Source organism: Lysinibacillus sp. NPDC093216, assembly GCF_050280325.1.
In the GTDB taxonomy this organism is placed as follows: Bacteria; Bacillota; Bacilli; order Bacillales_A; family Planococcaceae; genus Lysinibacillus.
In genome coordinates this window covers 13,761-38,165 of the sequence record NZ_JBNNVB010000040.1, presented here as the reverse complement: position 1 = coordinate 38,165, position 24,405 = coordinate 13,761, and the positions used below count along the sequence as shown (strand labels likewise).

At 32.4% G+C, this 24,405-nt stretch carries 22 protein-coding genes and 2 pseudogenes; 9 read left to right on the top strand and 15 right to left on the bottom strand.

Annotated elements, in window-relative coordinates; translation table 11 throughout:
* Positions 1–720: 720 nt before the first annotated feature.
* The 5 genes from ACQKOG_RS25485 to ACQKOG_RS25465 form a co-directional block, all read right to left on the bottom strand.
* On the bottom strand, positions 721–2,778 hold the full coding sequence (locus ACQKOG_RS25485; RefSeq protein ID WP_427448480.1) for a TniQ family protein: 2,058 nt from the start codon (positions 2,776–2,778) through the stop codon (positions 721–723).
* A 25-nt stretch (positions 2,779–2,803) separates the two neighbouring features.
* A complete protein-coding gene (locus ACQKOG_RS25480; RefSeq protein ID WP_427448479.1) occupies positions 2,804–4,597 on the bottom strand; it encodes a TniQ family protein in 1,794 nt (597 codons plus the stop codon).
* A 63-nt stretch (positions 4,598–4,660) separates the two neighbouring features.
* Positions 4,661–5,563: a TniB family NTP-binding protein gene (locus tag ACQKOG_RS25475; RefSeq protein WP_427448478.1), complete on the bottom strand. Its 903-nt coding sequence runs from the start codon at positions 5,561–5,563 to the stop codon at positions 4,661–4,663.
* Positions 5,564–5,576: 13 nt separating this feature from the next.
* Positions 5,577–7,661 carry a hypothetical protein gene (locus tag ACQKOG_RS25470; RefSeq protein WP_427448477.1) on the bottom strand — a complete coding sequence of 695 codons (2,085 nt, stop codon included), beginning with the start codon at positions 7,659–7,661 and terminating at the stop codon, positions 5,577–5,579.
* On the bottom strand, positions 7,651–8,412 hold the full coding sequence (locus ACQKOG_RS25465; RefSeq protein ID WP_427448476.1) for a hypothetical protein: 762 nt from the start codon (positions 8,410–8,412) through the stop codon (positions 7,651–7,653). Before ACQKOG_RS25465 ends, ACQKOG_RS25470 begins: the two co-directional genes overlap by 11 nt.
* A 637-nt stretch (positions 8,413–9,049) precedes the next feature.
* Here ACQKOG_RS25465 and ACQKOG_RS25460 point away from each other — a divergent pair.
* On the top strand, positions 9,050–9,286 hold the full coding sequence (locus ACQKOG_RS25460; RefSeq protein ID WP_427448475.1) for a hypothetical protein: 237 nt from the start codon (positions 9,050–9,052) through the stop codon (positions 9,284–9,286).
* Positions 9,287–9,786: 500 nt separating this feature from the next.
* Here ACQKOG_RS25460 and ACQKOG_RS25455 read toward each other — a convergent pair whose 3' ends face one another.
* From ACQKOG_RS25455 to ACQKOG_RS25445, 3 genes and pseudogenes are all read right to left on the bottom strand, one after another.
* Positions 9,787–10,632: a DUF2785 domain-containing protein gene (locus tag ACQKOG_RS25455; protein WP_400721126.1), complete on the bottom strand. Its 846-nt coding sequence runs from the start codon at positions 10,630–10,632 to the stop codon at positions 9,787–9,789.
* Positions 10,629–11,384, bottom strand: coding sequence for an alpha/beta fold hydrolase (locus ACQKOG_RS25450; protein ID WP_427448474.1), 756 nt, complete (start codon positions 11,382–11,384; stop codon positions 10,629–10,631). The genes ACQKOG_RS25455 and ACQKOG_RS25450 overlap by 4 nt, the downstream gene beginning before the upstream one ends.
* A gap of 417 nt (positions 11,385–11,801) precedes the next feature.
* Positions 11,802–12,287, bottom strand: a pseudogene (locus ACQKOG_RS25445) (bclA protein); the annotation flags it as partial.
* A 941-nt stretch (positions 12,288–13,228) separates the two neighbouring features.
* Here ACQKOG_RS25445 and ACQKOG_RS25440 point away from each other — a divergent pair.
* The gene (locus ACQKOG_RS25440; RefSeq protein WP_400721098.1) at positions 13,229–13,381 is read left to right on the top strand and encodes a YjcZ family sporulation protein; all 153 of its coding nucleotides are present in this window, start codon (positions 13,229–13,231) and stop codon (positions 13,379–13,381) included.
* A 300-nt stretch (positions 13,382–13,681) separates the two neighbouring features.
* The gene (locus ACQKOG_RS25435; RefSeq protein ID WP_400721101.1) at positions 13,682–13,804 is read left to right on the top strand and encodes a YjcZ family sporulation protein; all 123 of its coding nucleotides are present in this window, start codon (positions 13,682–13,684) and stop codon (positions 13,802–13,804) included.
* Between the two features lie 176 nt (positions 13,805–13,980).
* Here the strand turns inward: ACQKOG_RS25435 and ACQKOG_RS25430 are convergent, their stop codons facing one another.
* Entirely contained in the window at positions 13,981–14,151 is a 171-nt protein-coding gene (locus ACQKOG_RS25430) for a hypothetical protein (protein ID WP_427448473.1), read from the bottom strand.
* Between the two features lie 203 nt (positions 14,152–14,354).
* Here ACQKOG_RS25430 and ACQKOG_RS25425 point away from each other — a divergent pair, with 203 nt between their 5' ends.
* Positions 14,355–14,474 carry a YjcZ family sporulation protein gene (locus ACQKOG_RS25425; RefSeq protein ID WP_400721107.1) on the top strand — a complete coding sequence of 40 codons (120 nt, stop codon included), beginning with the start codon at positions 14,355–14,357 and terminating at the stop codon, positions 14,472–14,474.
* A 1,018-nt stretch (positions 14,475–15,492) separates the two neighbouring features.
* On the opposite strand, the gene ACQKOG_RS25420 is transcribed toward ACQKOG_RS25425, so the two are convergent.
* Positions 15,493–15,759, bottom strand: coding sequence for a hypothetical protein (locus ACQKOG_RS25420; protein WP_400721110.1), 267 nt, complete (start codon positions 15,757–15,759; stop codon positions 15,493–15,495).
* Between the two features lie 346 nt (positions 15,760–16,105).
* Between ACQKOG_RS25420 and ACQKOG_RS25415 the strand changes: the two genes are divergently transcribed.
* Positions 16,106–16,651 (top strand): collagen-like protein, encoded by a 546-nt coding sequence (locus tag ACQKOG_RS25415; protein ID WP_427448472.1) that lies wholly within the window; start codon positions 16,106–16,108, stop codon positions 16,649–16,651.
* A 151-nt stretch (positions 16,652–16,802) separates the two neighbouring features.
* Here the strand turns inward: ACQKOG_RS25415 and ACQKOG_RS25410 are convergent, their stop codons facing one another.
* The gene (locus tag ACQKOG_RS25410; protein WP_427448471.1) at positions 16,803–17,060 is read right to left on the bottom strand and encodes a hypothetical protein; all 258 of its coding nucleotides are present in this window, start codon (positions 17,058–17,060) and stop codon (positions 16,803–16,805) included.
* An 899-nt stretch (positions 17,061–17,959) separates the two neighbouring features.
* Between ACQKOG_RS25410 and ACQKOG_RS25405 the strand changes: the two genes are divergently transcribed.
* Positions 17,960–18,469, top strand: coding sequence for a DUF3231 family protein (locus tag ACQKOG_RS25405; RefSeq protein ID WP_400721118.1), 510 nt, complete (start codon positions 17,960–17,962; stop codon positions 18,467–18,469).
* A 565-nt stretch (positions 18,470–19,034) separates the two neighbouring features.
* Here ACQKOG_RS25405 and ACQKOG_RS25400 read toward each other — a convergent pair.
* Positions 19,035–19,097: a hypothetical protein gene (locus tag ACQKOG_RS25400; protein ID WP_427448481.1), complete on the bottom strand. Its 63-nt coding sequence runs from the start codon at positions 19,095–19,097 to the stop codon at positions 19,035–19,037.
* Between the two features lie 4 nt (positions 19,098–19,101).
* Entirely contained in the window at positions 19,102–19,626 is a 525-nt protein-coding gene (locus ACQKOG_RS25395; RefSeq protein ID WP_427448470.1) for a hypothetical protein, read from the bottom strand.
* A gap of 196 nt (positions 19,627–19,822) precedes the next feature.
* Between ACQKOG_RS25395 and ACQKOG_RS25390 the strand changes: the two genes are divergently transcribed.
* Positions 19,823–20,431 (top strand): hypothetical protein, encoded by a 609-nt coding sequence (locus tag ACQKOG_RS25390; protein WP_427448469.1) that lies wholly within the window; start codon positions 19,823–19,825, stop codon positions 20,429–20,431.
* Between the two features lie 550 nt (positions 20,432–20,981).
* Here the strand turns inward: ACQKOG_RS25390 and ACQKOG_RS25385 are convergent.
* Entirely contained in the window at positions 20,982–21,896 is a 915-nt protein-coding gene (locus ACQKOG_RS25385) for a LysR family transcriptional regulator (protein WP_427448468.1), read from the bottom strand.
* A gap of 305 nt (positions 21,897–22,201) precedes the next feature.
* On the opposite strand from ACQKOG_RS25385, the gene ACQKOG_RS25380 reads away from it, so the two are divergent.
* On the top strand, positions 22,202–22,750 hold the full coding sequence (locus ACQKOG_RS25380) for a cupin domain-containing protein (RefSeq protein ID WP_427448467.1): 549 nt from the start codon (positions 22,202–22,204) through the stop codon (positions 22,748–22,750).
* Between the two features lie 203 nt (positions 22,751–22,953).
* Positions 22,954–23,751 (top strand): dihydrodipicolinate synthase family protein, encoded by a 798-nt coding sequence (locus ACQKOG_RS25375; protein ID WP_427448466.1) that lies wholly within the window; start codon positions 22,954–22,956, stop codon positions 23,749–23,751.
* A gap of 218 nt (positions 23,752–23,969) precedes the next feature.
* Here the strand turns inward: ACQKOG_RS25375 and ACQKOG_RS25370 are convergent.
* Positions 23,970–24,095, bottom strand: a pseudogene (locus ACQKOG_RS25370) (3-alpha domain-containing protein); the annotation flags it as partial.
* Between the last annotated feature and the right edge of the window lie 310 nt (positions 24,096–24,405).

The following is a 24,405-nucleotide window of genomic DNA, read 5'->3' as shown; positions in this document are numbered from 1 at the left end:
CTATATGGAGACAACATAAAAAATAGAGAAATCCGAATTTGAATTCATTCAAATTCGGATTTCTCACTAATTGAAGCTAGTTATGTCCCAGCCTCAAAACGGTGCAACTTTTTTACAAACGGTATAACTTTATTTTAAACGGTACATCTTTTTTACAAACGGTACAACTTTATTTCAAATCTACACACAAGTGTGAATTATATTTAATGTTGTCATAAAATTATATGTATTTTAATGCAATTTATAAGATCTTGGTGTCATTTTTTATAATAACAACTGTCATAATTACATGATTTTATAATATACACTGTCATAAACTATATCGCTTTAAAATTCTTTATAGTTTGATTCCGAGAATTCTTTAGGTTATTTCACATTTCACATTATATAAAATAGCTTGCTATTATGGGGGTAAGTATCTTGAAAAAGATATCTGGATTAGGAAGCAAACTTTAATGATTTTCTAAATCTTTTAAAGTCTTATTGTATAATCGATAAATTACAGATATAATTTCCTCATCTATTTCATCAACAAATTCAACTAGTTGTTCGTCTTCAACGCTTCCGTATTCTTATCTTCTTTTATCGAAAACAGCTTTTTTTATAAATATAAGAACTATTTATAGTTTTATCACATGTGAATGCTTTTATAATGGCTCCTTATTAAAGTAGGTCTAGGTTAAATTAATTGAACGAAGTAAAGATCAAGTTACCATGTTTCTATTTTTTATTGTTTGTATTACAGCTTTTATCATTCTCTAAATCAGCTAATATATTTTTTATCAATGAAGAGATCCCTTTATACACTCCACTAGAGCTAGTCAATGTCTTTTTGGTAACTCCTAAAAACTCACTTAAAAGAGAATAATCAACCCTACCATATTGTTTATAAATCTGAATTATAGTTTTTTCTAAATTCCTCTTCTTTATTAATTTTTGTTCGGATTTACTTTCTTTCGCTGAATTAGAAATAAACCTAGATATTTCAGGATATTTTTTTGTGATTTTTTCGGATACTCCAATAAATTTATGTACTTCATGTACTAAAATAATTTCTTCATTTGCTTTCTTATTATTAATATATTCATTTATTTTTTGGAAAATAAACGCCTTTTGTTCATTCTCTTTATTTAATTTATTCCTTAGTTTTTCCTCATTTATATTTTCCATTAGGTTATGATATTTCAAGGTGTTTTCTGTTATATCTAAACTAGCTGCTACTTCTTTTAAAGATATCTCTATATTATTTTCAACAAGGTGCATAATCACCCTGTCCAATTTATTTTTTAATTGTTTTCTTTTCTTTATATTTGTTGTTCGTAAATTTTCCTCTAAGTATATATTTTTTTGTACCTTAGGATGCCAAAAATAATAATAAGTTGATAAAACATCCCACCCAAAAAGTTTTGTTGCTTGTAAAGTTAGCTGCTCATTTCTTTTCCAAAAGGATTTTAATAAAGAAAATTTGTCTATCAATTTACTACCGCTTTCTTCTTTTACTCTAGCTTCCGTATTTAAATTATTATTATTAAATGGTTTAAAGCGATATATATATCCCATATAGAAATATAAATTATCAGGATTTATTTCCAGCTGTTGAATTATTTCTTTTTCAGAGAAGCCCTTAACAATTGAGTCATTAATTTTTTCTAATAAATCCATTGAAATATTTACTTCTTCCCATATTAATTTTTCTTTACTAATACCAACCTTTACCCAGCAGTCTGTACACACACATATTTGATTATATAGATTTTGTTTAGGTACATATTTATTAGCGGAAAATTTCATATCTACCATCTTATTAGATGTACCATAGGATTTACACCATTCTGATTTACAATCAACAACCTGAATTTTTTTATTCTTTGCTTTATTTATTGATCTTCGCATAAAAGATATTGGAACTTCTAAACACAAGAAACTGTTTATTTCAATGTCTAATTTTCTCAAAGTGTTTAATATAAATTCTAATCGTAAAGTGTCATTAGATTTGTTTCTCACAAGATCTAATAATCTTTTCGCCTGTGAAGGAGAAAAAAAGGGATGGTTCTTATAATTTATACTTCCTGTATCCGGAGTTGTTAAAAATAATAATAAAATTGCTATTTTCCGATGAATTGGTTGAGACATTTTTGGATTATTACTATTTATAAAATTTGATAATGTATATAAACTGTTCCAGTCTCTATAGATCCGTAATTGCTTGTTTATAAAGTTATAATCCTGAGAAGATTTTCCTATATTTTTATACAATAATTCCCCACAAACACTACAATTCAGGTGTTCTAAAAGCACCTTTTTTGAATAAGATTGCTCACTTCCACATCCATGACATTTTGATTCTATCCTAGTTAAATGTTTATTGCACATTTGTATCTCTTTAACTTGCCATAAAAGTTGAAATGCTCCATTCTCCTTTAAACAACTTCTGCAAAATCGTCGGTGTTTAAGCTCAATCTCTTTACCAAAAATCATTTTGCCGAATGCTCCCGGATAAAGAAAGCTAACTATTGGCTCAAATGAATGTACTACCAATTCGTTAGCTTTTATATTTAATAAAATTGATAAGTCTTTTAAATGAACAATATCTGTAGGAAATAAGTCGAACTTATAAAAGTAATTCCTAGCAACTTCATATGATCCTTTTTTTACCACTTGCCATATTTCCGAGATACTGGTGATCCCATTTAGATTTGCTGTTCTAACGAGATAACTTGATAAAGACTCCTCCTCTATCAATTTAGGCCTAATAGTAAATTTTCTTCTAACCTCCATTCAAACTCACCCCTCCTAAATTAATCTATTTAGAAACTTTTGGTTCTTTATGAGTACCTAATTTATCTGCAATAAACCTAGTTAATTCCTTATCCTTTTTCCATAAAACCGACCTCTTAATTTCTAAGTATTCATACAATTTATTCGGGGAGATATTTTCTGAACACCTTTCACTTATATATATTTCTACCTTATCTTTTATTTCTTTTCTCAAGTGATATAACCTAAATTCTTTCTGCTCCCTTTTCATTTCTGCTATATATTTATTCCCTCCCCAATTACGGATTGTTTCAGGAGAGACCTTTAATTTAGTACTTACACTCTTTATTGTGATATTTTCATTCATCTCAAATAAAGTCTTAACAGTACTCCTCACTAATAATAATTGTGAGTTATTGTTCGAATAATTTTTTGTTTTAGTAGTAAAATCTCCTTTACTGTGCAATTCATTCATTACATCTACGTGATATCTGTAAATTAAAAACTCATTGTAGCTTTCCCATATGTTCCAATGTCTAATTTCCTTTAACCCTATTCCTTCCCTAATTCCATTAAGGATATTTTTTAATTTATTATTATCCATCATAAATTCTTTAGAAAAGCAACAATCATTAAATTGGTTCCTACTTATGAAATAACATATACACCTTTTTGTTTTATCAATAGACATTTTTAAAGTAGCAGCAAGTCTTTTTAAATTGCTTCTTGATGTATCAACAGTAATCAATTCATTGTATGCGTGAATAAAATATGTTCGTTCTACTAGTTGATCATCAAGTGTTAATGCATATTCACAGCCACACTTAGTACAAAGAAGGTAATACTTTAACTCTTCCCCATCTTTTTTCTTTTTCTTGCTTGTCCCAGTCTTAGCTAAAGATCCAAATTCTCCGAAAGAAGAACACCAAGGAGCCATACATGAAACATAATCTATTTTCTTTTTAGTTTGGAGTCTCGTCATAAACTCATTCGGAACTTTTAGTTTAAGTAATTGCTCCAAACTATAGTTTTGTTCTTTTAAAATATTCAATACAATACCCAAGTGCAAATTTTTCCTACATCCATTTGTACCTCTTACATGCTGAAGCAAAATAGATAATGAAGCATGTTTGTTCAAATTTCTAGTAACTAACGTTCTATCTAAATCCAATTTAAATCCATTCAATAAATACAATAAATTAAGTGGCATCTGATTAGTATGAATAGACTGAACCTTATCTCCCCATAAATACTCCCAAGACTTTATTAAATGAGTGTTTATTTCTACAAGTACTTTTTTATCAAGTATAGATTTGCAATTTTTTAAAGCAAAATTACAATGGGGGCAGAAACCCATTATACATACTTCCTTAAAGAGAATATCTTTATTGCAATTGTGACACCTATCTATAAGAAATTTATTATGTTTTAAACAGCCATTTACTCCTGCTACTTTCCATAAAACCCTATAATAATTACTTTCCTTTAGACATTCTGGACAATAATATAGCTTTTTCCTAATTAAATCTGTAAAACTTCGTACTCTGGAGAAATTTTCAGCAGTAAATTTTTTTATCACTTTTAAAAACGTTTTATTAAGCAGTGTCGTTTTATCTAAATTATTTATCTCTGCTATTTTTCCAATATCAAGAATATTTAACGGATAAAAATCAATTAGATCTATATCGTTTTTTTGTAGATAATGTGAAGTGCTGATATTAAAGCCGGAACAAAATTTTAAAACATCGATACCATTAGCATTAGCTAACCTAATTAGTAAACTAGATAATAATTCATCCTCATAAGGTCTAATTCTTATTGTTAAGAATTTTGGCTTCAATAATAACCTCTCCAAAAGTTTTTAACACAATTATTCCCTTTTGGTATAGGTAATACTCCCTTTTTAATGTTTTTCATCTAGAATATCATCAATAAAATCTCCCTGTATTATTTTATACGCCTCATCCAGTGCATATGGCGATAAGATGGCATTATTGAAGTCATTGAATGACTCTTGAAAAACTCCTAGCAAATCATATGCTTCCTGTATAATAGGAACTAAATAACCTACTTTTCCTTTACTTTGAAAATGTAGTATTTGAGGTAGCCCTGTTTTTAAGTCTCCTAGGCCAATTTTCTTTGGAAATTTCAATTGTTCTTCTATCTTATTTAAAAATAAACAAAATTCTTCATTACATTCTGTAAAACGATTGATAGAACGTGGACGATATCTTGATTTATACTGTTCATCTAAAGTTCTTAATTCTGCTGCTTCAGGGGTACCCATTAAAACTAATGTAACATTCGTTTTATTGGCCATATGTTTTATGGCGTCCATAGCTGAATTTTTATTAATACCAGAGGTCTGTATATTATTTACTTCATCTATAATGACCATTTTCACTTTTTGCCTATCTATTAAGTGATAAGCACGAACCTTCAAATCATTTATCTTAGGTACACCACCTAAGCGTGGAGAGCCTAACCCGTATAACAGTTCATGATAAAACTCTAATAAGGTAAATGGGTGGGGGGCTTCCATATAAATCACTGGTTTAATTTCCACTTCTGTACCGTCTTCTTCGGTTAAAGTATATCCTGGGTATCTTTGAATATAGTTCTCCGCCATTTTAGTTTTACCCACATTTGACGGTCCTGTAATAAATAGATGTCGAGTTTTGCCTATCCTTTTAATATGAGAATCCATAACTTTATATATTGACTCAGCATTAGGAAGATCTACATTTATATTTAAGACTCTATCAGCAAACTCCGAAAAAGAATTAGTTGTCGAGTTAGATACCATTTTCCCACTCCTCTTAATTTTCATCTGAGCTTTCATTAAAAATTTTTACTGCATTAGCCATAAGTTGTTCATAGGTAAGTTTATTGTCCTTATTAACTTTTTCTTTTTGATTTATATTAGTTTTAGTTACCTCAACTTTCCACTCCATTCTTTCCAATTGTTGTCTCGTTTTTCTATTAGTTTTATACATTTTCTCAATATCTTTTTGAAGAGCAGCTTTTGCCTGAAGAATTTGTTCATCTGTAGCAATTTTGTTCCTTCTTAATTCGCCCTTGTCTCTTAAATACTTCAACAACAATTTATAAGTATAAGCATTCATCCCTTGGACAGTTTCATAAGGAGGATTAACAATATTAACCTTTACATAATTATTTTCATTTGGAGGTTTAATATATATGTATGAAATATCATCAATGTCATACTTAACTCTATACTTTACCTCTCTTTTATCAATTAGATGAGATAATGAATTTAATCTATAAATACGATTATCAATCCGAACGCCATCCCTTGTATAAGGTTTATATAATGTCGGTAATAAAGATACTTTAAATAAATCTTCGTCTTCTGATTCTATAAATTCAGGTAACCCTCTCTTCTTTAGCCCCTCATGAAAACGCGTCATTGGTAAATTACAATCTAATGGTAACCCTGCGTGTTTTTGAAAATGATAGATGTCTGTTATATACTTAGTTAAAATTTCCCTTACATTTTCAATACTCAATAAAGCATTTTCTGTTGAGTCATACTCTCCTTTATCGAAAATATTACTTTTTGTTGTACCATTTAAATTGTGTAAAACTTGTGTATTAATTGTACCAATCAATCTCTCAATAGTTCCTCCATATCTAGGCGTTGCTATTGGACGAAACCTAATATTCGACTTTAAAGTTTCATCGACTAAGCGCTTAATAGCACGATTATTAAATTCTGGACCATTATCAAATTGCATAGTGTGTGGAATACCAAAAATCTCCCAATCATTAAAAGTTCCATATAGTTCTTTTGTATTTTTAAATAAAACCCCTTGTTGAATAGCTTTTCTAACCCGATTAGCAGAGGGTGGCTCAAATGAAATATACATACACCAAACCATCCTTGAATAAACATCAATTCCTAATGTTATCCATGGGTTTCCTTTTACAGCACCATTTTTTTCGTCAATAACCTCTATGTCCATTCGGGTATGATCAATTTCTACTAGATGCAGTGGATAAAGTGCTTCGTTATTGGCAAAACCTCTATTTACTTCTTCATACTTATTTATTGACTTTGTTCCGAACCTCATTCTTTCAACTACTTTAGATGAGATCCGTTCAAATATTTTATACATAGTCTCAGGTTTTATAGGTGGGACCCCATTAATCGAACATTTGATATTAATTAAATCAATAATTTTCGCTTTACTTTTACGTTGAAGTGTCAAATAATCATTTTCAATTACTTCTTTAATTATTGGTATATATTCATCACTCAGACGAATTTGAATTTGATCTAATATCATCTCTGGATGTTTAGGGTGATTGATTATTAAAGTTTTATTATCATTACGATATTTATATCCTGCCCCTGCATTAGATATTAACCCTTCTTCACCATATGCAGGATTCTCATGAGCAACTTTACGATAATTTGCTAAATATCTTTTTATTGTCCTGTCTGAGAGAGAATATTTTATTGCTACTCTCTCTATTAGTAATTCTTGTTTTATTTTCTCCGGATTTTCATTTTCTTTTAATAAGTCTTTATAGTTCTCAAGAAACTCTACATAAGACGGAAAATGACTTTGTTTTATTTTTTCTAGCAATAACAAAGGTCTAATAATTTTTAAGCGTTTTGATACTTCTTCTCTTTTCTTTTCATCTAAAGAATCTAAAACTGAAAAATAAACACTATTGTCTTTTTCAATAAATCTTTTAATTGATCTTTTTGCATGAAAAGATGGATTTGTTATTAACTCAAAATAATTAATGGATATTGCATCTCCACTATTATTTTTCCTTTTTAAAGTAATGATAGGTGGATCAATTGCCAAAATTATATATGTCATACCATAGTAATTTACTTCTCCATTTAATTTCAGCTCACTAATATTCAAATAAATCACCATCCAAATTAAGATATGGTAGTAGCTGTTCGTTTAGCTTTTTTAACCTAACTTCACTATACTGGTCAATTTCCTTTGTAATATTGATTTGTAAAATTCCTGTGGCAATAAGATGATAGATAGCTGGCATTACTAGTAGGGGGTTCGCTTTAGGTGAGAAACTAGAAGCAAGTTCGTCTATTGTTATATTCTCCATATGTTCTACTCGATAAATTATTTCAGGTATCCATTCATCAAATCTCTTACGTTTACGAATGGCCCCTTGTAAAAATTTAATATTATACAAAATTGTTTGCGGTAGTTTCTTTGGATAAATAACTTTATATTCCCACTGCCTTTTAGCTGAGTATTCTTGACATATTTTATTTATAAAATCATGTTTTTTACTTTCCTGTGGAGTCTCTTTAATTTGAAATATCATTGGCTTAAATCCATTACCAAACACTAATACATCCGGAATATGAATCCAGCTCTTTCTATCCCCATCTCCTGAAAGATAAGGAATTTCAATTTCTACTGGTTGTACATAATATCGCTCTACTTCTCTCGCCAGTTCTAAGAAAAAGTAAAATAAACATTCTCCCAGCGATTCATATTCAATTACCCTTCCCATTTTATTGCTGTAAAAAGAACCGGCAATATGGTGTATTTTCCAACTTAATTTATTGCTAACTCTCCTTTTAGGAAAATACTCTAACTCATTTTCTTCCCAATATTCATTTTGTATATTTTTCTTTGACATCGCGCCTCCTATATACTTATACCAAGAATATGCTCTAGCTAAAAAATATTTAAACAAAATATGGATAATAATATCGTTACACATATTGTAATACATTTTTAAGAACTTTTTAAATATTTAAAATATAAAATGTAATTTAATCATTACTTCGGTTTAAATTTAACCTAGGTGTGCTTTCATCGAGATTCTCAACGTATATGTCACTTAAAATGAAATTATGTAACGATTGACCAACTGGAACCACATGATCATTTAATACGAAAATTAGAAAATTACAATTGACAATAAAGTTGTTTTTAAAAAACTTTTGTAAATACTAAAACACCGTCCATATTAAGGACGGTGTTTTAATAAAGTTGATTAATTTTTTCTTTTATTTATTTAAGATAACAAAATAAGTAACAATATTGTTGTTTAATTTATATAAAAGTTTAAATAGCATATAATAAACTATTCCTTTTATAATACTTAATTATCAATTGATCGGGGGATAAAAATGGTTAATTTAGACAAATTCGACTTTGAAAACAAAATACCACGATGAAACGCCATACTTTATTCAATTGCCTTCTCTCCCTTAATTTTCTCTAGTTAATTGTAAAGTGCTACTTACTACGATGATAAAGGAAGAAGGCAATTGAATAAACCCGCCCGAGGATTATATTTTTCTCAGACTAAGGTCTTAGTAAAGGGCCTTTTTCTCGAACAGCAGACGAAAGCTTCTTTTAAAATATTAACTGACCGCACTTTTCTGAATATGAATCGATGGCGCTATTCCCACAGCGCCGGAGAAGCATGGTCTGTACATGATAGAACGCTTTTGCCGCTGAATCTTCTCCCTAATAAGAAAGCTGTTGCTTTGAAAAAAGTTTGATCAAAATGGATTCTGTTCGAGTAGATTTAATTTTGGATTTTATAAAAAGATTGCTCATATTTTCCCAGTGGTGCTCAATAATAGCGCCCTTTAATGGAATAACTTATATTTATCTTCGTTCCACATTTATAGAACAAAAATTAGCATTTGATCTACTTTTGATGACATGCAATTAAAAAATCAAAAATTATATATCTTCAAAATAAAATCCATAAATGTGACCGCACCGCAAACATTCGTCACCCCATAAAAATTGATGCAAGTGGTTTAGCTTTATAATAAAGATTGTTCAAAATAATACCTAATAGCGTCGATAAACAGGCAAAAAGAAAGAGCATGTTTTAAAAAAGATTAATCAAAACATGCTCATTATATATTTTATGGAATCATTCTTTTATAAAAAAGTTTGATTATTTCTATAATATTTCCTCCGTTAATAAGCGCTTTAATGGAGGAATAAACCAGTAAATCCCTCAGCCAAATCCATGGATTGGGATCCTTTAACTGATAGAAAACCTGTTTAATTTTGCCTCAGTGCCAAGTATGGCAGTATTAAGCTCATTCCCTCGGCTATCTTGTCCCCTTCTGAAATAGAGACTGCGTAAAAAATTCTTGCTGTTCACGCGAGCAATCACCTGACTGCGACTTCTCGGCAAATTGCAGCATTGCGCTAAGCAGCTAATCCAATCAGCAATTTCTTGATGTGGAAGTAACTCTTTGTCAATCATCGTATCCACGATATTGACCAACCGCTCATCATCTTCATCACTAAAAATATGTATTCCATTATGTAGCATGCCAGAAATAGCGACAAGAACCTCACGTAGCATTGCAACGCTGCTCTCCTCGCACTGCACCAACTCAACAAAAACATCTGCACCGTGTGATGCGCCGTGAGCCCAGCCTCCTACTGAAAGGTAACCCCGCAAATCCTTCTCCTCATTGTAATAACGGAGCATTTCTTGCATTAATTGCTCAATTTCTTCTTGATTTAAAAATGGATTCTGTCTGTGGCGTTGTATAATCAAAGCGATAGGCAAGGCAGAAAACGTCCTTGTAAAAACTGACTGATCATCCTCGCTGCCAATATTATAGAACAAATGGTTCTCATCAGTCAGAACAGTTAAGAGACTACGCAACTCCTCATCACTGAACCTATTCTCTTCCTTAATCCACATATAAAACATCGGATAAATCAAGTTATCCCGCAATTCTGGCTGAGGATCGCCGATATATTGAAGTAACAAAGGTAAGAAATCTTGATGCTGCTCACCTTCGCCTAACTGATACTCATTCTCCTCAATTCTTTGCAAATCCTCCATAAGTTTCAACCTTATATCGCTCACTTTTCCATCCCCTTTAACATTAATAAAATCTCTTCTATTACAATATCAGGCTCATCATTATGTATATAATGTCCACTACGACTAGCAATCTGGAACTTACTTGACGTTGACAGCCATTGGAATTCTGCTTGTAGACTTTGTTCAATTTCTAATATTTCTTGAGAGGGCCATCCATCTTCATTATTATCGGGTAAACCTCTTGTAATAATTGAGAGAGGGATGTCACTTTGTTTTGAATAATCAACAATTTGCTTATAACTCTGTATTTTATCAATTTTCTCACTATTCAACATAGGATTCTCGAAATATTCCCTATTTCCTGCAAGTAGATTTTCTGGTAGAACCTTTTCATAGGCAAGTTCTTTATATTCCGGTGCAGCGTCAACCAAAACCATACCACAGATGTCTAGCGGATAAAGACTGGTATACAATTTGGCGACCAATCCACCAAAGGAATGGCCTACTAATATATAGGGCTTCTCCACGTCAAGCGCTTGCACCAATTCGGAGAGCTCCTCAACAAGATCACAGCAAGTTCTCGGGACAGCTACGTCTTGACTCCTGCCAATACCCGCCCTGTCATAGGACAAGGTTGACGTTTCATCCGATATTCGGTCTTGGACCTTTTTCCATGTTTCATGGCTATCGCCTAACCCTGCAATAAAGATTACGCTGGGTGTATTTTTACGATATTTATTGAACAGTATACGCCTATCATAAAAATTGTTTATCTTTTTATGTTGTATAGTCACTTTTAATCACCTAATTAAATTATAAGCTTTACATTATTATTTCTACAATAAAAAAAGGGCCGTCTATGCAACTAAGTAATAATTTGCTAAAGTCCTCCGTTAGTTAAAGTGAGAAACTTCACAATCTTACTCTATATTCCAACAATAATATCCAATTTATTGAAAACGTTCCTCAACAATCTGGCCCGATTGTTGAACAACAAGTTAAATAACACTATTCAACTAAACTGCGCCGTTAGTTGAAGAAGAAAAAGATGGGATCTCTGTGGATTCCCATCTTGAAGTAAAGCACCCCGTTAGCCATCCATGAAGCGCAAAAATAAGCTCTTCACCACAGAAAATGAAAGATAATTAAGTTCTTTCATGGGAGTTCAAGAATAAACTACTTACTTAAATATTTGTTTTAATCATTACTAATTAATTTGTCTGCCCTACGGCTACAATTTTGCAAGTTGAAATTGCAAATCTAAAGATTGGCTGATTAGGGCTTATTGGTAGAGTACCTAGCACAATACCAAGACCTGTTTGTTCCACGTTAAAATCTACCGCAGTAGATCCATTACTTGCCAAAAGATTTACTGTTGAACCAATAAGTGTATTCAGCAATTGTCTAATTGGCCGTTCGCGACAATTGCATTCACATCCGGAATCAACAGGTGGCAACAAATTGATAGTAGGTCCTGGTGGGAAAAAACCTACCCCTGTTACATCAGAAATATTTACTACATAGGTTGTAGTTCCGTTTGTAACAGTAACTAAAAAATCATTCACCTCAACAATAGTGAATAAAAAAAGGAGAGGAGGTACATTAGGTGCATCTGCAATAGTACCAAGAATTACAGTTTGCCCAACAAGTTGTTGTAAGACGGACTGAAGTGGAGAAACACAACAGTCACAAAGACACGAAGAGGCTGGGACTGAAGGACAACAAGCATCAATTGCTGTGTACTTAACCAACGGACAAAATCTGTTAGGTTTTATTCTAGTGATTTTCTTTTTTTTAGACAAAATATCACCTCATTATTTCTTATAGAATATGCTTTTACGAAATACGAGATTGGGTTAAAACCTACTCAGGTTCTTATTGAACAAACCTGCTCCGTTAGTTTAAGTACATTTCTTCACAATCTTTAAAGTAATATTAACATAAATATCCAATAAGAAATCCACTAACCCCTAAGAATCTAATGGATTTTAGGAATGGCTTTATATTTCACTTATAACCAAACTTTGTAACCCCATTGGTTACTTTGAAACTCTTCCAAGTGTTGTTGTTTAGTTACCATATTACAAATAGACAAAAATCTTCTGCTGTGGACTATTAGGTAGTCTCTTGCCTGTTGAGTTACATATATGTCTGCCAACACTCGGTGTAACGAACGCCTACAAAAGAATCTCACATTTAACCTATTTACGTTTTATATCTTGATAATAGAAAGTGTTTCCATTGTATTTGAAGTACAAATTGCACTTATTTTTACCTTTTTAAATGAACGTGATAAATTTTTTGCACGCTTCTTTACTCATTGTTCAACCCACTACAATTTACTTTGTAATATCTATTTGTTTATTTACATACAATGGATTCGGGATAGCAAACTCTCACCTCGCCCATCGTTTTTTATACGTTGCTGTCCCATATTGCATAATAAAAAGTCATACCCTTTTGGATATGACCTTTAGTTAACAATATTTTCAACCTATCATCATTAAATTTTTTAAGACGACTCACTATACAAAAGGAGCAATCCCATTCTAATTCTAAAAAAATTTTTCAATAGGATGAATACCTCCTTCTCTTTCTATAACTATACATATTATAGAAAGAGAAAGGAGGTATATACATGGGATACTTCGGAAATAATTTAGGCAATTACAACAACAATTGTTGTTACGGAGGTTATAACGGCGATGGCTATGGTGGCGGTTCCTCATTCGTCCTAATTGTTGTTCTATTCATTCTTTTAATTATTGTCGGCGCTACTTTCTTGTATTAATCTCAAAACCTCTTTTGTTCACAACATAGGAATAAATAATAGGATAAAGTTAATTAGCCATACACCTCCTTATTTTTTTAGGGTCACTTTTACCAGAGTGATCCTTTTCATTTTAACCTTCCTGATATTGATTAGAAATCAGGTGAAAGTCTATCAGACTGTTCTTCGTTGTATTCTCAATGTCATAACATTTTTTCCAATTTATAAGACTTTATTTTTGTAAAATAGATAAATATCGCAATTCTTTTTGACAACTATTCATATTATAGATTATAGATTATAGAAAGGAGGGAAATTATTATGTCTCAGGAATTTGGTGGATATGGTGGTTATGGTGGCTGGGGTGGCGGTTCAGCATTTGCGCTACTTATTGTTCTATTCATTCTTCTGATTATTATCGGCGCTACTTTCATGCGTTATTAATACCCAATACTGCCTCTAATGCTCATAATTATTAGGGTACTCCTACACCTTCAAATCTTTACTAAGGGTCACTATCCTCCGTGTGACCCTTTTAAATATTTTTCCTCTTTCAATGTCATGCTCAACCATTTTAAGCATCATAAAAAGCCACGCTCATATGAACATGACTAATATTCTCATTGTGAATAATAATCTTCCCTTTCAGCTTCCGCCCTCAGGTCAAGATTATAATCATCAATCGCATCTTCGATTTCTTTCTTCATTTGTAAAGCCTGTTCTTCATATTCAGTACCTTTAATTACTTCAAGAAAACATTCGATTGGTTTTAAAATAGATTCAGTATCCATTTGATTCACCTTCCTTTAAGCATAATAAAAAGCCATACCCGATTGGATATGACTTAGCTAACATCTATTATTTTTTCTTGATAGTGTATACCTATTTTTAACATATTTATTTTTAAACATTTTTCTAACGCATCCTAAGATAAATATCGCAATCCTTTTTGAAAACTATACATATTATATATTATAGAAAGGAGGGATATTTTATGGAATACTGCGGAGAATTTCGCGAAGAGCGTCGCGAACGAAACCCATTCGCTTTAGTCGTTGTTCTATTCATTCTTCTGATTATTGTCGGCGCTACTTTCATGAATAGAGGTTATTAATACCCAATATCGCCTAAAATGCTCATAACTATTGTAAGGTAATACCAATTTAACCTTACACCTCCAAATCTTTACTAAGGGTCACTATCCTCCGGGTGATCCTTTTAAATTTTCCTCTTTCAATTTCAACTCAACCTCCTAAGGTATAATAAAAAGCCACGACTCATTGTGAGTGTGACCTTTATGTATTACTTATTCGCTTTAACATATCTTAGTGTCTTTAAGTATACATGCCATTTATTAATTTCCCATCTACCTATATCATAGGATAAATGGAACGGATTGTCATTACAAAAAGAGACTACCAATTTAGTAGCCTCTCATACTTGTTTTCGAAACACACGTACAAGCGAACGTGTTTGTTTTTATAAGGCAGTTTTGTTTACGCATTTCCGTGTGCTTTTTGATACTACTATCATATAACGGATTTTCAATAGTTAACATGCATTGTACTGAACTACACATCATGTTAAGTTACTAAGTCGTGTGCATATTCAATCATACGTTTAATTTGAGCATGCTTGTTGTAGATATATCTTGGACTGTAATTAAGCTCCTCAGCTATATTAGCTGGATAGCATGTATTAATGTTTCCACCGCTTCATATTATATCTAACTAAAAAGGTTCTTTGGTTCATGCTCCTAGTGTATCGAGCGTAACAAAAGTATCTTTTTGAATACATAAAATCCAATACCATCTCTAATGCTCATAATTATTAGGATAATCTTCCTTACACCTTCACAACTTTCATAATTGGAATATAAATTACCCTCATCACACAGAATAATAAAAAGGTGGTGATAAAAATGAATTTAAAGTTGGTAATAAAACCATCCTTTAACCAGCTAATAATTCTTTTGCTTTTAGTAAAAATTCTCTTCTTCTAATAAAAATTAAGAAGATGACGACACTTGAAATAAGTGTTGTCACACATTAAATAAAAAAATACATAATGATTGTTTTGCTTTATGCATAATAAAAAGCCACACCTATTTGGATGTGGTATGGTCTAGATTTTTATTCAGGTGTTGATGTCTCGATGGTTTCACCGTTATTACAAATAAGACACTTAGCTTTAAATTCTATACTCGTTGAGAGTTTCTGCAACATACTTAATTCCTTAGCCAACTTTTCAATTTCAACCAATCCATCACTTGGCATTTTAGTAATAACCAGCTCAAGTTGTTTTAATGACTGTAGAATTAATTCTATATTCTCCTTATATTTCCCTAGAATATTCTCAGTATCCAATACCTCACCCTGACTGTTTGCGTTTTTAAGCATTTGGTTGACTCTTCATCTCTATCTTAAAGTCATCATTATGGTGCGGTCTTTGTCACATGAGATATTGATAAACATCTTAAGACATAAAACCATCTCATGAATTGGATTTAATTAGCACTATTGTAAAGGTGTTTAACTTATTTAGCAATTTTTAATAAGCAGTATTGTACTTTGAATCTCTTTTATTTTCATCTTGTTTCTTTGTTCATTTTTGACTCACTTCCTCAGAACAATAATCTCAAAATGTGCAGTAACTTAATATTTATAGATTAAATAGTAGATTGTAGCCGATTGCCCTTTACTCCATTTTTTGCACGAATAAAATACTACAAATGGAGGTGGAAAAATGGATAACTGTAGTAACTGTAATAAACGTTCTTGCTTATGTGGAAGCCAAATAGGGCCTTTCACAGCTGTCGAATTCTGTGGAATTGCTGGCGCCACTCCAGTAACACCACCCACAACATGTAGTGGATTATGCGAATACGGATATATATATAATTTAAGTGCTGAAGTTGTAGCTATAGAGGCTGATATTATTTTTGATTCAACAGGCATAGTTACACCTGGAATTACGCACGTTCCTGGAACCTCTCAAATTTTTGTTACCACACCAGGAATCTATGAGGTTACTTTCATCGTATCAGGTGTTGAACCTAACCAATTCACACTATTCTTAAATGGTGCACCGGTTACGGATGCTGTCTATGGCTCAGGGGCTGGCACTCAACAAAACACTGGTCAGGCATTAATTTCTATAGCATCCGGCGATATTCTTACACTTAGGAATCATTCTTCTGCCGCAGCAGTTACCCTGCAAACCTTGACGGGCGGCACACAAATAAACGTAAATGCTTCTATTATCCTTAAATTGTTAAGTCCAATTGTCTAGAGATAAAATACACAGTAAAGATACTCTTGGTTTCAAAACTTCAAAAGAATAGATTTTGTAGTTAGGAGTGATTAACCTCTAGCGCAGGAATTACTCCTCTTTTCTTTTCAGATCTATGCACCCTTCCTGTATATTTTCTTTCTAAAACGTGTTAACAACTGTAATTAATTTGCAAAGCTTTATTTTCATTTATTGGATAAATAATTGTTCCCGAAAACCAATCATCACAATGTTGAGTTTGTTGTATATAATAATCATCTTGTTTTTTAAATGTAGAACCATCAGTTAATTCAGCGTAAACATCATCATCTTCTTTAACTTCTTTATAGTCTACAATTGCAGAATTTCCCCAACTAACGTCAGATAATTCTTCGATCAATCCATTTATATAATCAATTGTTTGTTGCATAAAGAATCATTCCTTTCTATGCATTTTCTTTCCTATGGACAGTTCACTTTGTGCAAAATGTAAACTACATATATCATATCTAGAAGAGTATAAAAGAGGCATATTGCTTCCCTCCTCGAAGGATCGCTGAAGGACCAGCAGTGATCCTTTTTTTATTTTTTAGGTCAATTAACTATACAAACTTAGTTATCGAATCATATAAATAGTAGTGTTAAGCAAATACGCTTAGCAATCCCACAATTGCGATCACACCATAATTACTATTTAGTCATTTCTTTTTAAGGAGATGGCTCTTTTTTTCGTCCTTTTCTGACATTTTTATAGTGTTATACATATTTTAAAATCCCATTACATACATTAGTTTCGGGATAGCAACCTGTTGCATTGCATCGCCCCAAGTTGTTATGCACAACGCTATCCCACTATTACATAATTACCTTTCCAAACATTTTTCCGAGCTGTAGGGTGTGATGATGCGGCTTTTTTAATGTATAGGTAACCTTAATTTGCATACATTAAAATTGAGTGTATCGCACGCACTTATAAAGGCTGTGGAGTTGGTTGACCGTCACGGCTTTTCGTCATATTGTACAGAAACACACGCTGTAGCTTTTTTAAATGAATAAATTCCCTTAAATCTGTACATTCTAAGAATGTCTTATATGTATCAAACTAACTAAAGACTGTGGCGTTGGCGAGCGCCGCAGTTTTTTATTGCATTTATAAATGTAATATGTACAAATACTTCTTTTTCATCTCAAAACATAAATCTTTTATTGATTTATAGTTGGTCACACTCTAAGTGACCCTTTTTTATTTCTTAAAAAACGAATTATTTTTCATTTTACACCCATACTATCCATGTTTAAAAATGTTCAAATAAGAGAGGAAGTGCAAGTATGGGAATACTTAGTGGAAACCCTAAAGACGAACCATTACACTACGGTGAAGTATTTAGTATCTGGACACATCTTACAGTGAATTATGGCTTCATAGCTGGGTATCAAACATTTTACAACCATTCTGGTGATGAAGATTTAAGAAAAATTATAGAAGATATCATCGACACTTGTAGAGAAGAAGCAAAACAGTTAGAAAAAATATTAAAAACTAACGGCGTTGCTCTGCCTCCTGCACCACCCGAGAGACCTGTTGCACGAATTGAGGATATTCCTCCTGGTGCAAAATTTAATGATCCAGAGATTAGTGCTGCTCTAACAGGTGACATTGCTGCTGGTCTAGTTACATGTAGCCAAGTAATGGGTATGTCAACTAGAGAAGACATTGGACTAATGTATGGTCAATTCCATACAGCAAAAGCTCAACTCGGCGCTAAACTGCTACGTCTTAATAAAACTAAAGGTTGGTTAGTGCCACCGCCATTACATGTAGATTATCCAGAAAAGTAAAAATGATTTACCTGACTAACCGTCTCCCCAGTATTACACTGGGGTTTTTTTGTTTCCTTTTTATCTTCAAAATTATTTTCGGAACCCCATCTGTAATACAAAAAAAGATTCTTTTGATGCATATCTTCAGTGTACCAAACGCCAACAAAGGAATCTTTTTAAATACATAAAAAATCAATGTTATATTCATAACTTTTCTTTCATTGAAAACAAAAAAGCTTAGGAACAATTTTAATTAAAAGTCAAGTTATTTTCTATTGTTAAAGATTTAACAACATGACAAATAGAATGTTACACATTATAATAGCTTTTTGCAGAATTAGTTGAAGGACTAATTCTGCTTTTATTTTTATATAGATGTAGCTTTTTAATAAAGTTCGATTAAAAGTAAGTTGCAAACGCTGATTTTATACAGAAAGAAACCAACTGTTTTGAAACAAAGTTTGATTATTTCGGGATGCGAATATTCAATTAAAGCACTTCGTTAGTTTAATAAGAACAGAGACGCTTCTTCCACAATCGCGCCCGACTGTAGAAGATCGTTATTTGAAGAAAAGGGCCAGTATCATTGATTTTTAAAATCAAATTTATCATTTGGTACATCTAACGTATGACCGTTTATTACCACTGTATTATTGTTTGTAGGGTATAACTGAGTTGTTTTTTGACACCGTAGTTACTTGTTCTAGGGTTTTCCATTCAACAATTTTTTCATATTCTTTTCCGTTGATACTAAAACTAATTTTTATTCTTCGTTCACTGTCTTCTTTTACCTCTTCTCCTAATACTAATTTAAGCACAATTTTACCATCACCATCTATTTCTAAATCTTTTATATTTTTCAATCCTCCAACATCTGACTCACCATATATCCCTGATTTCTTTAATGGTTCCGCACCAAAGAATTCATATTTTATACCATCTTCCTCGTATGTAATAGGCTTTTCATCTTTTTTTATCAACTTTATAGATTCTATTGTTACATGTGATTTTCCTGACCAATTAATTGGAACAACCAAATAATAAGTTTCTTTCTTCCAATCAGCGCCAAAGTTACCTAAAAGAAATTCACCGTTTACAGCTTTGTCCTGCTCGTTACAACCTACTACTGAAACCAAACAGAATAAGACACTAAAATATAATAGAAATTTTTTCATATAAATACTCCTTTAAAAATATTTTATTAATAAAATAATATTATGATACGACCAAAGAAAAAACGTGAGAAATAGAATCGGTTTTCGATAACAGCTTAACCATCTGTTTGCTGGAATACGATATCTTACTATAAATAAGCATTACTGTTTATTAAAGAATTTATTCTCATTAACAGTATTATTATTAATTGGTGGATTGTTCAGTTTTACAGGATCAGCAAGTGCAGCTGAAACGGATTCATTTAAAGAAAGTGTAGGCGGACTTTTCGTTGAAATCCCTTATGAAGAAAATGAAGTTTATGTTCAAAATGTAGAAACTAATAACCCGAATATTGAACAAATAAATATCTACGACAAAGAAACTAATGAATTGATTTCTGAAATTTCTGTCGAGGATGAAGTCTTATATCATGGCTTAGCTCGTGCTGCTTCTGAAGATAGTTATACTTCAAAGGTTGTTACAGAAACTACTGGTTCAGGTTATGGTAAAGCTTCTTTAAAGGCTCGATTAAATGTTTATTCATCTGGTACTTTTCGTGAAATTAAAGGTGTTCTAAACACTTGGTGGGAACAAGGAAGTGCAGCTACATATTTTGAGCAACAGAATGGAACTACTATTCCTACAAGTGGTAAATGGCCAGCAACCAAAGTAAATATAAGTGGAAATGCAACTCTTACTGCTCAAACTACTCAAGATATGTCAGCCGGATTCGAGAAGGCTGGTTTCAGTTTATCATTTGGCTTTGGAGGCAATTACTACGCTCGTAAAAACGTCAACTTATCATATAATTATTCACTTTATTAAAAAGAAATAATTATTTTGTACCGCGTTATAAAGTACTCTATAAGTTAGACACTAAAAGTTCTAATTTATAGGGTACTTTTAATTATAATAAACATGGCAATTAGATGAGCAAAGCTTATGTAAAGGTATTGTTTGTTAGGGATTTTTCTTGGACCACTCTGTTAAAGAGTGGTCTTATTTATACAGATCAGGTAATGGCACAATCATTATTCAGCAATCTGGCCCTTTAATGAAAACGAGCGCTGATTCTTGCTACAGAATCGCGCCCTTATATTGAATAAGGGTTGCATAACCCCCCCTTTTTTTATGCATCTACGATGCTTCTGAAGAAGCTGACAATGTTGATGAATCAACATTGTATAAAATCATATATAAACGATAAAAATGAACAATTCGGAACCCATTGAACACCAAGGGGTTTTTGATTTCGGAACTTCCGAAAAAAATTTGCTTTATGTTAACTAGGTTTGTATAGAGTATTCATTGTTGTTTTATCCATTGCAACACCGCCTCGTTAGGATCAACTACTAATATAATGAACTGGTAACCTTTAATCAGTATCTTTATTGGTTCTATAATTCAAATTAATCGTGGTGGCCTTTAGCTGATCAATAAACATTCGTGTAGCAGCACCCATATATTTATCTTTCCTATAGACGATTCCTACTTCTCGGGAAAGATTAGCATTTAGAATTGGAATGACTCTTATTTTATTATTGTTAAGGCACTCTAAATAAGGTTTAGGCAATATAGTCACTCCTACTCCTTTTTCAACCATGTCAATTAAAGATTCCATCGTTGTTATTTCAAAAGTCGGCTGAGGGAGAAATCCCAAGTCATTACAAGATTTATTGATAAGTTGTCTTAAAAAGTAGTTTTCAGGAAATAAAACGGAAGATGTTGTCCGCAATACATCCAAATGTACCATATCTTGTTCCACTAATGGATGCCCGTTGGGTACCGCAAGGGCCAGTTCCTCCTTGTACAAAGAAATCGATTCTAATTCTCTATCTTTCATAGGTAAAAAAACAATACCTATATCCAATTTGTTTTCTAACAAGCTTTTCCTAATGTCTTCCGTGCGTAGTCCAAACACAGAAATTTTAATAGCAGGGTATAAACGATGAAAATTAAGTAATGTCGGTGGAATTAGGTAGTTTTCAACTGTTAACAATGTTCCGATAGAAATATTCCCTCTTTGGAGTCCGTTTAATTCCTTTATAGCAGTTTGTGCTTGTTCTAATTCATGGAAAATATTCTGAGTATACTTCAGAAGTAGTCTTCCTGATTCTGTAAGTGCCGTCTTTTTACCAATTCGATCAAATAAAGGTGCTCCAATCTCATGCTCCAATAAACGAATTTGTTGGCTTAAAGAAGGTTGGGAAATTCCAATCTTTTCTGCGGCTCTTGTGAAGTGAAGTTCCTGGCATACTGAACGAAAATATTCAAGTTGTCTTAATTCCATTCTAGGGTCCCCCTCAGAAATCAATTTATGGCAATATGTATTATATCATAGTTTTAAACTATTATTACTATATAAATAATTGAATTGAACTATGGTTTAAGATGCCCTAAACTGTTAATTACAAGCCCATTTTATAACAGTATTTAATAAAGTGGGTTTACCTTTCCAGTGCTGTATTGCTAGGTATCATATTGGAAATTTTAAAATCACTTAGTCCTGAAAGGGGGTGCCTTTAGATTTAATAGGGGCGAGGTAAGCACATGAAGGTTAACGAAGGTTCTCAAAAAATTTAGGAGGTTATTAGAATGAGCGATCAAAGAACTGATATTATTAGTTACAAAGATTTTTTACAAAAAAGTACCAAGCCGACTGTTCGTCCTTGTATTTGGAAAGGAACAGATATAAAGGCACAATTAGATGATTCATTGTCTAGTGATTTTATGGGGGATGGCAGAGGTGCAGTATCGCTGGTAAATAAAGATACTGGTGATAAATACGGTGTGACCCCTACTATAAACGCAGTGGTACAAGTATTGGCGCCAGGTGAACATAATAACCCACATAAACACAGTAATTTGGCTATCTTCATTGTATTTGAAGGAGAAGGCTATAGTATAATTAATGGCGAGAAAATTGAGTGGGAAAAAGGCGATGTATTTGTATCTCCTGCTTGGCTATCACACGAACATTGCAATACGTCTGATTGTGAAAAAGCTGTTCTTTATACTATTCAGGATGTACCTACTGTCTCCGGTATGGGGACATGGTTTTTGGAAGAACCTGTTGGGTCAGGAGCAAAACATGTTGTTAAAGAAAATATAACTAATAAGAACGATATTTTACCAGAAAAGTAAAATAAAAAGCTCCTGCCAGCAATGAATATTTACTCATACTTCGGACAATAAGTTTGTACGGATTCGTGACGGGTGGAGAGATAGTCCCCTCTCTCATCCGTACAAAGTGAATACACTCGACAAGTATTAAATTGTATTCAAATTGCGGTATTACGTTGGTTCAATATTAATATTATTGGGTAAATAATTGGAGGATATAATTGATGAAAAATTTAAATGTTGCTATTCCAACTCCCTTTCATGATGATGAAAGCTTATATTTAGAAGGTTTCAACCCCATTGTTGAATATTTGAAGAATAACGGAATTGAGTCACTACTTGTATCTGGTTCTACCGGTGAGCAAAATTCAATGAGTATTGATGAACGATTGCAAATCATTGATTACTTTAATAAGCAAAACTTTCAAAATATTGAACTTATGTTTGGTGTTTCAGGTGCGAGAACGAGAGATGCGATAAAACTTATTCAAGCACTTGAGAAATCTGTTTTTGATGCAATTCTTGTCCAGTTTCCACTTTATATTCAACCTTCACAAAAACAAGCCATTGCTTATGTTAATGAATTGCTAAACCATACAACCAAAAAAGTGGTGCTTTATAATAATCCTGCCCGAACTGGTTTTAACCTAAGTGCTGAATCCCTTAATGAACTTGTCTCTCAACAACACTCGAACCTTATAGGACTTAAAGAAGAGTACAATGTGAAGCGTCATAAAAATACACAGTTACCAGATGATTTCATTATGTTTGCTGGAGGAGATGTTGACCTCATAGAAAAAATACTCGGCGGCTGCAATGGACTTTCCAGTATGGTAGGAAATGTTTACCCTAAAGAAATCAAGCAAATTTTAAATGACCTATTAATGAAAAAACCAGTTGACGTTCATAAAATAAATCAACTAATTGACGAAGTGACACATTATCAAGCCGTTATAAACATAAAAGAACATTACAATTCCCTTGGTATAAAAGTAGGTCCTTCTCGATCGCCTATTAATTAGTAAATAGTTTCCAGCTACTATACACAGTTGATTCAAACAAACGACTTTTTTGAAACAGCCGCATTTTTCAACAGGAGAATGCGGCTTCATGCTGTTCAAAACAGAAATGGATTGCGAATGCTTAGTCACTCAAGAATCCCACTGACGTTAGTCTGCTTGCCCATTTATGGGTGGGAGTCTCAATTATTCATTAGGACCGATTACGCGGTTACGAATATCTAATTTTCCCTCGCCCTGTGCTCGTTTGTTTTATTACGCCAGTTCGGAGCAAGGAGTTCACAAGCAGCAAGTCTAGCTGCTTGTTCTAGCTTGTTTTTTTGGTTATGCATAATATCGTTACATTTAGCAACGGTCCATTAGGGAAATGGTCTATCTTGAAGTTGAAGGTAATCACCTGCTTTTTCACCCATATCTTTATTCAATTTCACCATATATTTCTATTTTTAGCACTAAACTGCTCCTGTAGTTTAAGTACACTTCTTCACCATATTATCTAATTTTAACATAATATCTCTAGATTCTTTTGAAGGTGTTGCTCAACAATATGGCCCTTTAACGGAATAATCTTTTCACGATAAAAACACCCCTTTAGATAAAGGGGCATCCAAAGGGGGCGAAGCTTCGCAACATTTTTATAAACGTCCTGACTTTGTT

Coding starts and splice junctions, on each gene's coding strand:
- ACQKOG_RS25485 (WP_427448480.1), bottom strand. CDS start 2,778: ATGGAGGTTAGAAGAAAATTTACTATTAGGCCTAAATTGATAGAGGAG.
- ACQKOG_RS25475 (WP_427448478.1), bottom strand. CDS start 5,563: ATGGTATCTAACTCGACAACTAATTCTTTTTCGGAGTTTGCTGATAGA.
- ACQKOG_RS25465 (WP_427448476.1), bottom strand. CDS start 8,412: ATGTCAAAGAAAAATATACAAAATGAATATTGGGAAGAAAATGAGTTA.
- ACQKOG_RS25440 (WP_400721098.1), top strand. CDS start 13,229: ATGGGATACTTCGGAAATAATTTAGGCAATTACAACAACAATTGTTGT.
- ACQKOG_RS25435 (WP_400721101.1), top strand. CDS start 13,682: ATGTCTCAGGAATTTGGTGGATATGGTGGTTATGGTGGCTGGGGTGGC.
- ACQKOG_RS25430 (WP_427448473.1), bottom strand. CDS start 14,151: ATGGATACTGAATCTATTTTAAAACCAATCGAATGTTTTCTTGAAGTA.
- ACQKOG_RS25425 (WP_400721107.1), top strand. CDS start 14,355: ATGGAATACTGCGGAGAATTTCGCGAAGAGCGTCGCGAACGAAACCCA.
- ACQKOG_RS25420 (WP_400721110.1), bottom strand. CDS start 15,759: ATGCTTAAAAACGCAAACAGTCAGGGTGAGGTATTGGATACTGAGAAT.
- ACQKOG_RS25415 (WP_427448472.1), top strand. CDS start 16,106: ATGGATAACTGTAGTAACTGTAATAAACGTTCTTGCTTATGTGGAAGC.
- ACQKOG_RS25410 (WP_427448471.1), bottom strand. CDS start 17,060: ATGCAACAAACAATTGATTATATAAATGGATTGATCGAAGAATTATCT.
- ACQKOG_RS25405 (WP_400721118.1), top strand. CDS start 17,960: ATGGGAATACTTAGTGGAAACCCTAAAGACGAACCATTACACTACGGT.
- ACQKOG_RS25395 (WP_427448470.1), bottom strand. CDS start 19,626: ATGAAAAAATTTCTATTATATTTTAGTGTCTTATTCTGTTTGGTTTCA.
- ACQKOG_RS25385 (WP_427448468.1), bottom strand. CDS start 21,896: ATGGAATTAAGACAACTTGAATATTTTCGTTCAGTATGCCAGGAACTT.
- ACQKOG_RS25380 (WP_427448467.1), top strand. CDS start 22,202: ATGAGCGATCAAAGAACTGATATTATTAGTTACAAAGATTTTTTACAA.
- ACQKOG_RS25375 (WP_427448466.1), top strand. CDS start 22,954: ATGAAAAATTTAAATGTTGCTATTCCAACTCCCTTTCATGATGATGAA.